Here is a 15,908-nt window from a genome sequence, read left to right as displayed (position 1 = left end):
AGACAACAGCCCCCGGTTCGCACAACGGGGGCACTCACTTTCCGTACCTGGCAGTTTCCTTTCGCCGATGGGCCATCACATCTACTTATTGCCGTGAAAAGGGGTGCACCAATGACTGATTGGAATCGATTGGTTATCGAAGAAATTGACAAGCGACAAGACGAGCTGATTGAGCTTTGCTCCAGGCTGATTCAGTTTCCCAGCGAAAACCCGCCGGGAGATTCCCGGCCGATCAGCAAGTTCATCATCGACTATTTGAAGCAGGAAGGGATCGACACCGCGATCCACGAATCCGGGGAAACGATGTGGAACCTGATCTCCACCATCGGCAGCCCGTCGCCTGACCGCCATCTTTTGTATTGCGGCCACACGGATGTAGTGCCGGCTGGCGACCTCTCCCGGTGGGACGTACCCCCGTACAGCGGCCTGGTGAAGGACGGCTTTATTCACGGACGCGGCGCAACCGATATGAAGGGCGGTCTTGCCGGATTGATCTTCGTCACGGGCTTGTTTGCCCGGCTGGGCGTTCCGCTGGCGGGGAATTTGTCTCTCTTTATTGTCCCTGACGAGGAGACCGGCGGCGATCTCGGTGTGCCCTGGGTGCTCGATCGCGGTCTGATCGCGGGAACAGCAGCGGTGATCGCGGAGCCATCCCATCCGCAAAACCCGACCATCGGGCAAAAGGGCAGCTGCTGGTTTGAATTTACGGTTGAAGGCACCCCCGGTCACGGCAGTCTCGCTCCGCTCAACGGCGAGAGCGCCATCCTGAAGGCGGCCCGGGCGATCCAGGCCCTGCAAAAGCTGTGGGAGCTGAAGCCGGACATTCCGGCAGAGGTACAGGACATCATCAACATTTCCAAAGAGTTTGCACTCGTGCGCAATCCCGGCAAGGACGTCAGCGCCGTGCATGACCACGTGACGATCAACATCGGCACGATCAGCGGCGGGACGAAGGTAAATGTGGTGGCTGACCGCTGCACCGTGCAGGTGGATACGCGGGTGCCGTTTGGCCTCGACTATCGGGACGTGCTCGCCGAAGCGAAGCGGCTGCTCTTGGAAGAGGGAATCGATGTGGAGCTGAAGCCGTTTGGATTCCAGGGCAACGCCAACTGGACATCGGATTCCGAAGACATCGTCCGCCTGCTGGTGGAAAGCATTACGGACGTGAGCCAAAAGGAAGCGTACGGCGTGCTGCAATGGGCGTCAAGCGACGCTCGCCACTTCAGAAAGCACGGAATTCCGGTGCTGCAATACGGTCCTTCCGAGCTTGCTGGCATCCACTCGTTCAACGAGCGCGTGCCGGTCGATCAAGTGATCCAGGCGGCAAAGGTATACGCGCTGACCGCCTTGAAATTTCTCGGCACCACAAATGCCAACAAGTAAAAGGAGGGTACTGCCTTGTTAAAACAAGTATTGGAAGTAGTAGATTTGCTCGATGACGCGACAGTAAACGGAAAAAAGGTGGAGGCGTACTTGCAAGGCAAGGGAGCGGCAGCGATTCACGTCGAAACGGTTTCTTCCCCGAAAGGCTCCACCGACTTCATTCAGATCAAAATCCCGGGGAAGACCGGACGGACAAACGGCGGACAAAGTCCCACTCTCGGAATCATCGGCCGTCTCGGCGGCATCGGTGCCCGGCCTGAACAAATCGGCTTCGTATCCGATGGCGACGGTGCGGCTGCAGCCATCGCCGCTGCCGCCAAGCTGATCGAAATGCAGGCAAAGGGCGACACCTTGGACGGGGATGTCATCATCGCCACCCACATTTGCCCCGATGCGCCGACAAGACCGCATGATCCCGTTCCGTTTATGGATTCGCCGACAGACATTTTGACCATGAACAAGTACGAGGTATCGCCGGAAATGGAGGCGATTCTCTCCATTGATACGACGAAAGGTAACCGCGTCATCAACCACAAAGGCATCGCCATTTCTCCGACCGTGCGCGAGGGGTATGTACTGCGGATCAGCGAGGATCTGGTTGAAATTCTTCAGACCGTAACCGGGCAGCCAGCCGTCACCTTTGCTGTCACGACGCAGGACATTACTCCGTACGGCAACGGCCTGTACCACATCAACAGCATTTTGCAGCCAGCCGTGGCCACCTCGGCTCCTGTGGTCGGCGTAGCCGTCACGGCAGCTTCGACAGTTCCCGGCTGCGCGACAGGCGCTTCGCACGAGGTCGACATCGCGCTTGCGGCCCGTTTCGCCGTTGAGACGGCCAAGCAGTACGGCAGGGGCAAATGCTCGTTCCACTCCGAGGAGGAGTTCGCCCGCATCCAGGAGCTGTACGGCTCGATGAAGCACCTGCAAACACTGGGCGGCGTTTCAAAGAATTAGGAAAGAGAGGCGACTCGTTATGCAACCACTGCTTTCGATCACCGGCTTACAAACAGAATTTGTGACCCATGCGGGCGTGGTTCGGGCGGTGGACGGGGTCGATCTGGTCTTGCACAAAGGCGAAACGCTGGGCGTCGTGGGCGAATCCGGCTGCGGAAAAAGCGTGACATCGCTGTCGATCATCGGGCTTTTGCCCAAAGGACAAAGCCGCATCGCCTCGGGGGACATCCGGTTTGAAGGAAAGAGCCTGCCGTCCCTCTCGGATGCGGAAATGCGCAAGATTCGCGGGAACCGGCTGGCGATGATTTTTCAGGAGCCGATGACCTCGCTCAATCCCGTGTTCAAGATCGGACACCAAATCTCGGAGGCAGTCCGCTTCCACCTGAAGCTCGGAAAAAAGGCGGCATGGGAGCATTCGATCGAGATGCTGAGAAAAGTGGGGATTCCCCGCCCGGAGCAGATCGCGGACGAATATCCGCACCAGCTCTCCGGCGGAATGAGGCAGCGCGTCATGATCGCGATGGCGATGGCCTGCAATCCGCAGCTGCTGATCGCCGACGAACCGACGACGGCTCTCGACGTGACGATCCAGGCGCAAATTCTCGATCTGATGCGGGATTTGCAAAAGACAGAAGGGACAGCGATCCTGATGATTACGCACGATCTCGGTGTCGTGGCCGAAATGTGCGACCGTGTCGTCGTCATGTACGCGGGACAGGTCGTCGAGGAGACGGATGTAAAGACGCTGTTTCGCGACCCCAAGCATCCGTACACCAAAGGGCTGATGGCGTCCTTGCCGCAGCTTGCGGGCGATCAGACGCGCCTGCAGTCGATCCCGGGGAACGTGCCCAATCCGCTGGAAATGCCGCCGGGCTGCCGGTTTGCCCCGCGGTGCTCGTTCCGGATCGACGCTTGCGACCGCGTCAAACCGGAGCTGCTGGAAGTAGAGGCCGGGCATAAATGCCGTTGCCTGTTGTATGAGGAGGTGGAAGCGTGAAGCCGCTGTTGGAAGTAAAGGATCTAAAAAAGCACTACCCGATCAAAAAAGGTCTGTTTGGCAAGCAGGTAGGCGCAGTCAAAGCGGTGGACGGCGTTTCCTTCTCCATCCAGCCGGGAGAGACGCTCGGGATCGTGGGCGAATCGGGCTGCGGAAAATCGACGACAGGCCGGACGATTCTTCGTCTGATCGAGCCGACTGCGGGTGAAGTGCTGTTTGACGGCCAGGACATTCGCAAGCTGCCGCCAGACGAGATGCGGAAATTCCGCACCAACATGCAGATCGTGTTTCAAGACCCGTACGCCTCGCTGGACCCGCGGTGGACGGTTCAGCGGACGCTGGAAGAGCCGCTCCGCACCCACCTGAAGCTGTCCGAGGCGGAGATCAAGGACCGGATCGCCGAGCTGATGAGCGTAGTAGGCCTGGCCCCGTATCATGCGAGCCGTTTCCCCCACGAGTTCTCGGGCGGACAGCGGCAGCGGATCGGGATCGCCCGGGCACTCGCGCTCCGGCCCAAATTCGTGGTCTGCGACGAGCCGGTATCGGCGCTCGACGTGTCCATCCAGGCCCAAGTGCTCAACCTGATGCAGGACTTGCAAAGCCAGTTTTCGCTGACATATATGTTTATTTCCCACGATTTGTCTGTGGTGAAGTTCATCTGCGACCGGGTAGGCGTCATGTACCTGGGCAGAATGGTGGAAATGGCGCCGACGGCCGAGATGTTCGCCGAGCCGCTGCATCCGTATACGAAAGCGCTGATGTCTGCTGTCCCGGTCCCTGACCCGGAGGCGGCACGGGAGAGAATCGTGCTCACAGGCGACGTGCCCAATCCGCAATCGCCGCCGACCGGCTGCACCTTCCATACGCGCTGTCCATACGTTATGGACAGCTGCCGCCAGGCTGTGCCGGAATGGCGCGAGGTGTCGCCCGGACGTCACGTCGCCTGCCATCTGTTCGAGCAGTAACAACATTTTCATCTCAAAAGGCAGCCGTCATCTCTCTGGAGAGGCCGCTGCCTTTTTCGCAGGCAAGCATCATGATCAGAAAAGAGGAGACGCACATGAATCAGCAGATGAAACAGTTGGTGGAGAGCCTGACCCCGGAATGGACGGCGTGGCGGCGTGATTTTCACAAGTACGCCGAATCCGGCTGGGTGGAATTCCGCACGGCCTCCAAGGTGGCCGCCAAGCTGAAGGAATGGGGCTATGAGGTCCGGGCGGGTAAGGAAGTGGTCCGTGATGAAGCGCGGATGGGCGTCCCGTCAGCGGCGTTTTTGGCGCAGCAGGAGAAACGGGCAGTAGAGCAAGGGGCGGAACAAGAGTGGCTGCCCTATTTTTCCGGCGGCTTTACAGGAGTCGTCGGCATTCTCGATACGGGGCGCCCGGGTCCGACGGTCGGCTTTCGCGTTGACATGGATGCGCTGGACATTCAGGAGTCGGAGGAGGCGGATCATCTCCCGGCCGCAAACGGCTACGTCTCGGTCAATCCCGGCATGATGCACGCCTGCGGCCACGACGCCCACACCACCATCGGTCTTGGCCTCGCTCAAGTACTGATGGCGATGAAGGAAGAGCTGAACGGACGGATCAAAATTGTCTTCCAGCCAGCCGAGGAAGGGGTGCGCGGAGCCAAGGCAATGGTCGAGGCGGGCGTGTTGGACGACGTCGACTTTTTCTTTTCCGGCCATATCGGCAGCGGCGTGCCATTGGGTGAGATCGTCTGCGGAGCGAGAGGCTATTTGGCGACGACCAAGCTCGATGTCACCTACAAAGGGTATTCCTCCCACGCCGGCGGCCATCCCGAGGACGGAAAAAACGCGCTGCTCGCGGCAGCTTCGGCGGCTCTCAATATGCACAGCATTTCCCGGCATTCGCAGGGCTCGTCCCGGATCAATGTGGGCGTCCTGCAGGCGGGAAGCGGGAGAAACGTCGTGCCCGGCTCGGCTTTCCTCAAGGTGGAGACGCGCGGGGCTACCTCCGAGATCAATGAATACATGCTGGAAAGGGCAGTGCAAATCATCAGAGGAGCCGCTGCGATGCACGACGTCCAGGAAAGCATCGAGGTCGTCGGGATGGCCAACAGCTGCGACTCCAGCAGCGAGCTGATCCCGTTTATCCGCTCGCAGGCGGAAAAGCTGGCGGAGGTGCACACCGTACACGACTTCGTCGTAGCGGGCGGCTCCGAGGATGCCACCTACATGCTTCAAAGGGTGCAGGACAACGGCGGCCTCGCTTCCTACCTGGTGATCGGGACGACTCTCGCGGCGGGGCATCACAATGAAAAATTCGACATCGACGAGCGCGTGATGGCGATCGCGATTCAGACGTACGCCCTGTGTGCCTTGCATGCCGGAGAGCTGGAAGCATTGGGAAGAGGAAAGAGCGGGAGCCAAGGGCAGGACGGAAAGATCACGGAGTGACAGAAGAAGCAAAAAAAGTGATAGAAAGGGAAAAAGGACAGGAACAAAGAGCACAGAGCGGATAAGATGAGAAAGGTACTAATAGAAGACAGGTCGTAACGGAGAAGACAAAACGCCTGGTTTTTCATGGCGCACAAGCAAAGACAGGACAGCGGATGCAAGAAAAGGGCGGGTCTCCTATGGGGACCGGCCCTTTTGTTCAAGCTGAGAATAAATTCAGCCCGACAGCAGATACGAGGATGAGCCCAAAGGGATGCCGGTTTCGCTCTACGCGAATGGCATGGACCAAATATTCTGAAAGGTATATGATGAAAGTCAAAGAACTATGCTGCGTGATGCTTGTGTCTCTTCTAGAGGCATTTTCGAGGCCAAGCCGGCATGAAGAAGGAGTGGAGGGGTACTTACATGGATGTTTTTGCACTATCAGAAGCTGTTCGCGAGAGAAAGGTTTCGCCAGTCGAACTGGTCGCGCAAACGCTGGCAGCGATCGAATCGAAAAACGATCAGTTGAATGCGTATATCACGATCTGCGCCGAGGATGCGCGGAAGGAAGCGGCTCAGGCTGAAGCCGACATTATGCGCGGCGAGTGGCGGGGCATGTGGCACGGGATTCCTGTCGCGGTCAAAGACATGATTCTCACCGCTGGGGTGAGGACGACATTGGGCTCCAAAGTGTTCGAGCGGTTCGTCCCGGAACAGGACGCAACGGTCGTGAGGAAATGGAAGGAAGCGGGGGCCATTGTGCTCGGAAAGACGAACACCCATGAATTCGCCTATGGCCCGACCGGTGACAAATCCCATTTCGGTCCGTCCCGCAATCCCCACAATCCGCAGAAAATTACCGGCGGGTCCAGCAGCGGGTCCGGGGCTGCTGTAGCCGCCAATCTCGCCTATGCTGCACTCGGAACAGATACGGGCGGTTCGGTGCGGATACCGGCTGCCGCATGCGGCATCGTAGGGATGAAACCGACATTTGGCCTTGTCAGCAAGTACGGCGCGTTTGATCTGGGCTACACCCTTGACCACGTAGGGCCGATGACACAAAGCGTCAGGGATAACGCCGGCCTGCTGAACCTTTTGGCAGGCTACGATCACAACGACCCGTATTCGCTCTCCTGGCCTGAGGAGGACTACGCCCGTTTGCTCGGCACAGCGATCCGGGGAAAGGTCATCGGAGTTCCGCGCTGGTATTATCAGCATGTGGAAGGGGAAATCGTACAGGCGCTTCAGCAGGTGATGGAAGTCTACCGGGCACTCGGAGCAGAGGTGCGGGAGGTTGAGCTGTCGATGATGGATGAGCTGGTCGAAGCACAGCGCATTACGGTCCAGGCCGAAGCCTCGGCTGTTCACGAGAAAACCTTGCGGGATTACGCAGCCGATCTGGATCAGGAGGTGTGCGAGCGCCTGTTGGACAGCAAGGAAGTGCGCGGCTATCAGTACGTGCAGGTACAGCAGCGGCGCGGGAGGCTCACGGCGAGCTACAACGAGGTGTTTGCCGGCGTTGACGTCCTGCTGACGCCGACACTGCCGATTCTGCCGACAGACATTGGTCAGCGAACAGTGATGATCGGCGATTATCAGGATGGTGTCCGTCCGGCACTGCTGCGGCTTACAGCCCCGACCAATTTTACGGGCAACCCAAGCTTGTCTGTGCCATGCGGATTTTCAAAGGATGGCTTGCCTATCGGGTTTCAACTGATCGGAAAGCACGGAGAGGAAGCAAAGCTCTACCAGTTTGGATACGCCTACGAACAAGAGACGCGTTCGTGATGTCGCAGGCTGTCGGACAGCAGGAGGCTATTCAGGTACAAATGTCTTCATGTCCGCCAGAGAATTCGGCCCATTACGAAAACATGGGGAACACGGCAAATCCGGGTAGCGCAGGAGATCCTCTGGACTCGTTCAAGCCCGTGAACGCAGCAAACTTGGCTGAAGGCATTGGCCCCGGAATATTTCGTCCGGTACACGATGGAGCCGGAATCCGTCTGGGCGCTCGATGAAAAGGGACGCGTGCATGAAATCATCGTAAACCGGGTGCCGCCCTATGCGGCAAAGCTGGAACGGATCGAAGCGAGGGCGGGTGACGCAAAGGAGGACGATGTGCTGGCCATCAGCGGCAGGCTGCGGATTACTCGCGATCGACACATCTTCGAGCATGATTGGAAGCCGTTTGAGCGTGAGGCCATCCGCGATCAGGCACGAATCATATCCTCCACCTATGATTACGCGATTGAAGGCCCCGGCTCCCACTATCACTTGCTGGTGACGGCCAATGACAAGCTCGTCGTTATCGGCTACAATCCGTTCGGCCACCGTTCCGCAAAGCCGGATAGAGTGGTTGTGCAGCAAGCAGGAGCAAAAAGCGCGAAGCAGATTGCCGGAGGGGCAGTCTGTATTTCAGCAATGGCCCGTTAGACGGACACTGTAAAAAGTGACGTTCTGGCGGGCCAATTTTGGTTGGCTTGATACAATCCAAGAGGGACTTGGAAATTTTTTTCTTTTTGGAAAAATGATTGACCGAATTGTCACTGGAATATCGTACAATGATTACTTTAGAGAAAAAACCAGGACGATATGCATAGGTTGAATGCCCTTAAAAATGAAACGGTTTGACAAGCAGTCGGGCATTTGAACCAAAAATGACAACGGGGTGTGAAGTGTGAGAACAACCATTGGAACCAAATTGATTGCGGGATTTGTAAGTGTTGCCTTGCTTTTGGCGGTGACTGCCGGTGTCGCCTATTACTATTTCGACAAGGTGAATGATTCGTATTCGGATTTGGTAGGCAGACGGGCGGTCATTTTGAGCAGTGCCTTAAAAATACAGGTGCTGACAATCAAACAGTCAAATAGCCTGAGGGGATATTTGATGACGGCTGATAGTCAATTTTTAAACAGCCTGCAGGCCGATGACGAGCAATTGCGCGGGATTATTAGGGAGACGGAATCCCTGATTCATCGCCAGGAAGATAAAGAGACAGTGGATACATTTATGCGGCTCTATGACCAATACCAGAAGGAGGCCCAAGAGCTTCTGCAAATGGTCAAGCAAAAAGAAGACGGGTCGAAGCTGATGGAATCGTACATGAAGGAAATTTTGCCTTTGGCAAGCCAACTGGAACCGACGATTGAGCAGATCGTCACCGGACAGCAGGAGCTGATGGCCGAAGGGAGCTTGGTCAATCAGAGGACTGTTTCCGGGGCTACGGCGAGTCTTGTCGGTTTTAGTGCAGGGGCTTTGATCCTCTCTATTTTGATCGGCTATCTGATCTCCCGGCTCATTTCCAAACCGATCAGACAGATCGCTGCGCTTGCCGAGCAGGTCGCGACAGGGGATTTGACACGTGAGGACCTTCACGTCAAAAACAGAGACGAGATCGGGGATTTGGCGCATTCGTTCAACCGGATGGCGGGAAATCTGCGCGATCTGATTCGGCAAATCAATGTGAGCGCAGAGGGCGTAGCGGCTTCGTCCGAAGAGCTGTCAGCCAGTGCCGAGCAGACCAGCCGGGCGTCCGAGGCGATCAGCTGCGGCATTCAGGAAGTGGTAGTCACGGCGGAGAAACAGGCCAGAAGTGCGGAGGAAAGCGTTGCGGCCATGGATCAGATGGCGATGGGCATCCAGCATATTGCGGACCAGACCGAGGCCACCTCGTCTTTGTCCGTTCAGGCAGCGCAAAAGTCGGAGGAAGGAAATCGAACCATTCAGCAAGCGGTCAAACAAATGGATTCTCTGGATGCAACGATCGGGCATCTGGCCAAAGCCGTACAGGAGATGGACGATCATTCCATGCAGGTAGGAAAAATTGTCGGGGTCATTTCGGAAATTGCTGCCCAAACCAATCTGTTGGCGCTTAATGCAGCGATCGAGGCGGCGAGAGCGGGAGAGCATGGACGCGGGTTTGCCGTCGTGGCAGACGAGGTTCGCAAGCTTGCCGAGGAATCCGCTCGATCCGGAGACCAGATCACCAGCTTGATTGGAAGCATGCAGCAAAATACAAAGCAAACCGTGGAAAAAATGCAGCAAGGGATTACAGAGGTGGAAGAAGGCATCCAGACAGTGAATATGGCAGGCGACCAGTTCGGTGAAATTAAACAATTTATAGAACAAGTGACCGAACGGATTCAGGCAATTTCGGCCGCTATTAGGCAAATTTCTTCCAGCAGCGAGCAAGTCACGCAAGCCGCGCACATGATCGGAGAGGGGGCCAAAACAGTAGCGGCCAGTTCGCAAACGGTTTCCGGCGCATCCGAAGAACAGCTCGCCGGTGTGGAGGAGGTATCCTCTTCGGCAGCTTCGCTGGCAAAAATGGCAGAAGAGCTCCGTTGCCTTGTCGCTTCCTTTCGGGTATAACCACCTCGCATGGAAATGATCGGAAATTCGTATTTGTCTTTTTTGTATGACTCAAGTATTATAATAAACATGAAAATACATCCAGCAAAATTCAAATATACTAAAAAACGGGCCAATTGAATGATTTTGCAAAGGATTATGATCCTGGTCCTTTCTTCATAAAAAGGTTCATCCAAAGATGGATAAGCCTTTTTTCTTTGCCCGGCAAAGCGGCAATCGCTCGGCAGAGCCGACGATCCTGCCTGTAAGAGGCGTTTACATAGAGAGAAAAAGGCGGGCGCTGCAAGCAAAATCGCCGGAGCCACCCGCTTTCGGACAGTGGAGGATGTAGAGACATGCTGCGAAACATATCGTATCGAAACAAAGTGGTGCTGGCCATTCTTTGTTTTAGTCTGATCAGTACGCTGGCAATATCGTTTTTCGACAACAGGCAGTTGGAGCAAACGATTGTCGGAGAACGAAACACGCAATTGAAGCTGGTGGAAGAGAGCGTGCTGAATTCGATCAAGGCAGTCGATGTGGCCTATCAGGTGTTTGACGTGGAAATTGAGGAAGAGATGAGAAAAAACATGGCGGAGTTGATGGAGGAATACAGCAGGAACCCCGATTTCTCGGCATGGAACTTCGCGGGCTACAAGCAGAGGTTTGACGGAATGGACATTTTCGTGCTCGACCGAAGCTTGAAAATCCTGTACTCCAGCAACACGGGGGATATCGGTCTTGATTTTGGCAATGCCGGAGCGTTTGCCGAGCTGTTAAAAACAAGGATCGACGGAAAGGATTTTGTCGCAGACGGCATGGAGGTGTCCGTCAATACCGGGTCGATCAACAAATTCGCTTATATGCCTACCCCTGATCACAAATATTTGCTTGAGCTGGGGATGAATGTGCAAGGAACGCCCCTATTTCAAAAGTTCAATTTCCTGGACGTATCAAACAGACTGATTAAACGCTATGCCTCCATTGATGACATTACGGTTTTCAGTCATGACGGCTATGCTTTGGGCAAGACGGATGCAGAAGGAAAGTCGCTTCGGGTCAGTCCTGAGCTCGAGTCCATTTTCAGCGAATCGTACCAGACCCAGACCGTGAAGGAAGCGACTCTTGATCAAGAGGGGAAATCTGTCACGTACCGGTTTGTTCCGTATAAATTGGACGAACAGTCGAATGATCTGAGCCGCTCGCGGATGATTCAAATCGTCTACAATCATGATGAAGTCGACCAGGCGGTAGCCGCCAACCGGTCAAAATTCATGCTTCAGCTATTGGTCATCGTCATCGGATCGATCCTGATCGCCTACTTGGTTGGCCGGATCATCTCCCGTCCGGTCCGGATGATGTCCGCGCTGATCGAAAGGACAGCCGCCTTCGACCTTACAGAGCAGCACGGATATGAAAAGTTCATGACCTCGCAGGACGAGCTGGGACGTGTGTTCCATGCCATCGTGAAGATGCGGGCTGAACTGCGTCAAATGGCAGAAGGCTTGGTGAGCGTAACAGAGTCCATCGTGGAGAAGGCAAGCGCCGTGCAAAACGTCAGTGACGATGTCAGCAGCCGTTCCGTCCAAACCTCGCTGGCAACGAAAGAGATGTCCAGCCGGATGCAGGAGACAGCCGCGATCTCGCAGGAAATCGACGCTACCTTGACGGAAGTAAGCGATGTGATTCAGTCTGTTTCACAGAAAGCCAACAAGTCCGTTCACGTTGCCCAAAATGTCAGCGAGCGGGCAGGTCATTTGAAGGAGACAGCCGTCGCTTCCAGACAAAGCGCCAATCTCATCTACAGCGAAGTAAAAGCGCAGGCGGAAGTCGCCATAGAGCAGTCGACCAAATCCGTGGACCACATCCACGTACTGGTAGATGCCATTCACAGTATCGCTTCCCAGACCAATTTGCTTGCATTGAATGCAGCGATTGAAGCGGCGCGCGCAGGGGAGAGCGGAAAAGGCTTCTCGGTCGTCGCCGAAGAGGTTCGCAAGCTCTCCTCCGAATCGGCCAAGGTGGTTACCGATATTCAGCAGATCATCGGTACTGTGAAGGAGTCCGTACACAATCTGTCTGCCAGTCTGACCCGGCTGCTTGATTTTGTGGATCGAAATGTCAGAGAGAGCCTGGACGAGCTGATGGAAACCTCGGATACGTATAACGAGGATGCCCTTCATTTTCAGACGCTCCTGAGTGAATTCAACCGCACCTTTGAAGATTTGGCCGCATCGATCAAAAGCACCGCGGAGGCAACGGGAAGAGTAAACCAGACGATCCAGGAAAACTCACAGGACATCGAGACGATTGTTCATCTCTCCGAAACGATTGCCCAGGAGAACAGCAAGCTTACAGAGTATTCCAAGGGAAGCTTGAAGAACGTTCAGGAATTGAATCGAATGACCAGCCACTTTACCCTGTAAAGAAAGAGAGAGCCTCCCGTTGTCTGGGAGGCTCTGCCTATCTTCAAACAGTATGTTCGCGCACTGGCCGAGTTTTTATTTTTGGCGTTTCTCGATTTCTTCGTTTACGACAAAAGCGAGGTCGTCGTTGCCAAAAAGCGAGAGAACACCCAGCAGGGTCGCATCCGGGATTTCTTCGGATTCTTCTTTTGGGACGGTGATTTCTGTCATTTGACGCAGCAGCGGATTTTCTGCCTGCCCGGGATATGCGCGGCGGTAAAGCTCATGGGCATCCAGACCGTGATTGACACACCACTGGGCAAAAACCAGAATCATCATGCCCTCGTCACGCTGGTAATTTTCAATGATTTGCTCTTCTACTTTCTTTGAATTCATCGGAAGTCTCCTTTGGTACAGGCAGTTTGTTCACACTGACAACTGTTTCATGCGGATGAACGGATACGTGTTTTTATTGTAGAAAAAGAGTGCGGGATTCTGCAAGGGTGTATACTTGTACATAATAAGGAAGCAAAAAAGGAGGGGGACCAGTGATACGATTAAGCGCTTTGGATCAATCGCCAATCGCGGAAGGCAGCACGGCTGTGGAGGCGTTGGCGCAAACGACACGGCTGGCACAGGAGCTGGATAAACTGGGCTATCATCGACTCTGGGTATCGGAGCACCACTTCAGCAACAGTCTCGCCGGTTCCAGCCCGGAGGTTTTGATCGCCCACCTGGCTGCACATACAAAGCGCCTGCGGGTAGGCTCGGGCGGGGTGATGCTCCCGCACTACAGCGCCTACAAGGTCGCGGAAAACTTTCGCGTGTTGGAAGGGCTGCATCCGAATCGGATCGATCTGGGGGTAGGGAGAGCGCCGGGGGGCATGCCGCTCGCTACAAGAGCGCTGCAGGAAGGAAAGGCTCCGGGGTTGGACCAGTATCCCGATCTGCTGGACGATTTGATCGGCTATTTGCACGACGCGCTCGATCCTCGCCATCCGTTTGCAGGGCTTCGCGCTACGCCTTACATAGAGACGGCGCCAGAAGTGTGGCTGCTCGGCTCGAGCAGTGAGAGCGCCCGGCTGGCAGCGGAGAGAGGGGCTTCTTTTGCGTTTGCCCACTTTATCAACGGGGAGGGAGGCGAAGCAGCGATGAGCTGGTATCGCCGCCGCTTCCGTCCGTCTCTGTTGGGGGATGCCCCGCAGTCGATAGTCGCGGTCTTTGTGATCTGTGCCGACACGGCTGAGGAGGCGTCAGAGGTGGCATCGAGCCTTGATTTGACCCTGCTGCTGCTGGAAAAAGGCGGAGCGGCCCAAGGAGTTCCTTCCGTCGAAACCGCCAGACAGTATCCGTACACGGAGTTTGACCGGCAGCGAATCCTGGCCAATCGCAGCAGGATGATCGTCGGAAATCCCGCACAGGTAAAGGCAAGAATCCTGGAGATGAGCAAAGCCTACGAAACAACGGAATTCATGATCGTGACCATCACTCATGATTTTGAGGCCAAGCTAAGGTCCTACAGACTGCTGGCAGAGGCGTTTTCGGGGCAGGAAAACTAGCTCGTCCTCTCGGCGGCTGCAGGTGCATCGTTCATAGGCTTCGTATTCTGCTTGTTTGGCCCTATTCAAGATGAAAAAGAGGTGCAGGGAGCCAGTTCCCCCGCACCTTTTTTATGCTTCCCGAGCCATTGGTGATGCCGCCGTTTCCGGAGCAGCGGCTGCGGTTTTGCCTTGTCTTTCACATGGTTCTGGCGGCTTTGCATTAAGCCAATCCGATGATCTGCCCGCCTTCGCCGATGGCAACAGATTCCGCCGCCGGCACTTTGGGCAATCCCGGCATGGTGACGAGACTGCCGGTCAACACGACGAGGAAGCCGGCACCTGCAGATATTCTGATCTCACTTACATGTATCGTGAAATCGGAAGGAGCGCCCAACTGCTCAGGCTGATCGGAGAACGAGTAGGGCGTTTTTGCCATGCATACCGGGAAGTGCGTAAGCCCCATCTCTTCCGCCTTGCGCAGCGTCTGTGCAGCCGCTTTGGAGAAAATCACTCCGGAGCCGCGGTACAGCTTCTTCACGATGGTCTCGATCTTTTCGCGAATCGGTAGCTGGTCATCGTACAAATAGTCAAATGAAGAAGGCGAATCCGCTGCTGCCACTACCTTCGCAGCGAGGTCCAGTCCGCCGTCGCTGCCCTTTGCCCACACCTGGGAGAGCGCCACTTCTGCGCCAAGCTCCTCACACATGGAAATGACCAGATTGTGCTCCGCTTCCGTGTCTGTGGCGAAGCTGTTGAGCGCGACGACAACAGGAATGCCAAACGACCGCAAATTCTCGATGTGCCGCCGGACGTTGGCAAAGCCGGCACGGAGGGCGTCCAGATTTTCCTCGTGCAACTGGGCTACAGGGATGCCGCCGTTGTATTTAAGCGCCCGAGCTGTGATGACGAGGACGGCGGCGGAAGGGGTGAGGCCCGCTTTCCGGCATTTGATATCGAAAAATTTCTCCGCGCCCAGATCGGCTCCAAACCCGGCTTCCGTCACGACGAAATCAGCCAGCTTCAAAGCCAGGCGGGTGCCGATGACGCTGCTGCAGCCGTGGGCGATGTTGGCAAACGGACCGCCGTGCACGATCACCGGTGTGCCTTCCGTCGTCTGGACGAGATTGGGCTTGAGCGCATCCTTCAGAAGCACGCACATGGCGTCTACCGCCTTGATGTCCGCTGGCGTAACCGGCTTGTCATCGAGATCGTAGCCGATAATGATCTTGCCGAGCCGTTCGCGCAGATCGTCCATATTTTCGCTCAGGCAGAGGATGGCCATGATCTCCGAGGCGGTCGTAATCATAAAGCCGTCTTCTCTTGTTTGCCCGTTTCCGTCCCCGAGTCCGATCACGATGCTGCGCAGGGAACGGTCGTTCATATCCATGGCCCGTTTCCAGACGATCTTTTTCGGATTCAGCCTTAGTTTATTTCCGTGGTAAATATGATTGTCTATCATTGCAGCGAGCAGGTTGTGGGCAGATGTGATCGCATGAATGTCCCCGGTAAAATGCAGGTTGATTTCATCCGCGGGCAATATTTGCGCGTTTCCGCTGCCCGTAGCTCCGCCTTTCATCCCCAGGCAGGGGCCAAGCGACGGTTCGCGCAGCGCTGCAATCGTTCTTTTCCCGAGCTTGTTGAGGGCTTGGGAAAGTCCGATGGTGGTCAGTGTCTTTCCGGCGCCTGCCGGGTTGGGGTTCATCGCGGTTACCAGAATCAGTTTGCCGTCAGGACGATCCTTTACCTTTTCCCAAATATCCGGGGACAGCTTTGCTTTGTACTTTCCATAAAACTCCAGGTCCTCTTCCGTAATGTCTACGAGCTTAGCAATGTCGGCGATAGGTTTCATGGACGATGCCTCCATACAGCTTAT

At 55.7% G+C, this 15,908-nt stretch carries 13 protein-coding genes; 11 read left to right on the top strand and 2 right to left on the bottom strand.

Annotated elements, in window-relative coordinates; all coding sequences use genetic code 11:
* The first annotated feature begins 111 nt into the window (after positions 1–111).
* The 10 genes from NST37_RS21590 (at position 112) to NST37_RS21545 (ending at position 12,515) form a co-directional block, all read left to right on the top strand.
* Positions 112–1,383, top strand: a complete 1,272-nt coding sequence (locus tag NST37_RS21590; protein ID WP_339185794.1) for an ArgE/DapE family deacylase — start codon at positions 112–114, stop codon at positions 1,381–1,383.
* A gap of 15 nt (positions 1,384–1,398) precedes the next feature.
* Positions 1,399–2,340, top strand: coding sequence for a DUF1177 domain-containing protein (locus NST37_RS21585; protein WP_003390049.1), 942 nt, complete (start codon positions 1,399–1,401; stop codon positions 2,338–2,340).
* A 19-nt stretch (positions 2,341–2,359) separates the two neighbouring features.
* Positions 2,360–3,337, top strand: a complete 978-nt coding sequence (locus tag NST37_RS21580) for an ABC transporter ATP-binding protein (RefSeq protein WP_024985245.1) — start codon at positions 2,360–2,362, stop codon at positions 3,335–3,337.
* Positions 3,334–4,302: a dipeptide ABC transporter ATP-binding protein gene (locus NST37_RS21575; RefSeq protein ID WP_024985246.1), complete on the top strand. Its 969-nt coding sequence runs from the start codon at positions 3,334–3,336 to the stop codon at positions 4,300–4,302. The genes NST37_RS21580 and NST37_RS21575 overlap by 4 nt, the downstream gene beginning before the upstream one ends.
* 95 nt (positions 4,303–4,397) lie before the next feature.
* Positions 4,398–5,756 (top strand): amidohydrolase, encoded by a 1,359-nt coding sequence (locus tag NST37_RS21570; protein ID WP_003390044.1) that lies wholly within the window; start codon positions 4,398–4,400, stop codon positions 5,754–5,756.
* A gap of 405 nt (positions 5,757–6,161) precedes the next feature.
* Complete coding sequence (locus NST37_RS21565; protein ID WP_251237842.1) at positions 6,162–7,526, top strand: amidase; 1,365 nt, start codon at positions 6,162–6,164, stop codon at positions 7,524–7,526.
* Positions 7,527–7,694: 168 nt separating this feature from the next.
* Complete coding sequence (locus NST37_RS21560) at positions 7,695–8,171, top strand: hypothetical protein (protein ID WP_339185792.1); 477 nt, start codon at positions 7,695–7,697, stop codon at positions 8,169–8,171.
* A gap of 244 nt (positions 8,172–8,415) precedes the next feature.
* Positions 8,416–10,110: a methyl-accepting chemotaxis protein gene (locus NST37_RS21555; RefSeq protein WP_339185791.1), complete on the top strand. Its 1,695-nt coding sequence runs from the start codon at positions 8,416–8,418 to the stop codon at positions 10,108–10,110.
* A gap of 178 nt (positions 10,111–10,288) precedes the next feature.
* Positions 10,289–10,441 (top strand): hypothetical protein, encoded by a 153-nt coding sequence (locus tag NST37_RS21550; RefSeq protein ID WP_243014149.1) that lies wholly within the window; start codon positions 10,289–10,291, stop codon positions 10,439–10,441.
* A 4-nt stretch (positions 10,442–10,445) separates the two neighbouring features.
* Positions 10,446–12,515: a methyl-accepting chemotaxis protein gene (locus NST37_RS21545; protein WP_339185789.1), complete on the top strand. Its 2,070-nt coding sequence runs from the start codon at positions 10,446–10,448 to the stop codon at positions 12,513–12,515.
* 75 nt (positions 12,516–12,590) lie between these two features.
* Here the strand turns inward: NST37_RS21545 and NST37_RS21540 are convergent, their stop codons facing one another.
* Positions 12,591–12,890: a hypothetical protein gene (locus tag NST37_RS21540; RefSeq protein WP_003390039.1), complete on the bottom strand. Its 300-nt coding sequence runs from the start codon at positions 12,888–12,890 to the stop codon at positions 12,591–12,593.
* A gap of 152 nt (positions 12,891–13,042) precedes the next feature.
* Between NST37_RS21540 and NST37_RS21535 the strand changes: the two genes are divergently transcribed.
* Positions 13,043–14,053, top strand: coding sequence for an LLM class flavin-dependent oxidoreductase (locus tag NST37_RS21535; protein ID WP_031931685.1), 1,011 nt, complete (start codon positions 13,043–13,045; stop codon positions 14,051–14,053).
* 202 nt (positions 14,054–14,255) lie between these two features.
* Here NST37_RS21535 and NST37_RS21530 read toward each other — a convergent pair whose 3' ends face one another.
* Positions 14,256–15,899 carry a formate--tetrahydrofolate ligase gene (locus NST37_RS21530; protein ID WP_313897906.1) on the bottom strand — a complete coding sequence of 548 codons (1,644 nt, stop codon included), beginning with the start codon at positions 15,897–15,899 and terminating at the stop codon, positions 14,256–14,258.
* Positions 15,900–15,908 lie beyond the last annotated feature (9 nt).

Origin of the sequence: Brevibacillus sp. FSL K6-6036, assembly GCF_037964015.1 — a bacterium.
Classification (GTDB): domain Bacteria; phylum Bacillota; class Bacilli; order Brevibacillales; family Brevibacillaceae; genus Brevibacillus; species Brevibacillus borstelensis.
Note: the sequence above shows the minus strand (reverse complement) of the source record. Positions and strands in the feature narration are given on the sequence as shown.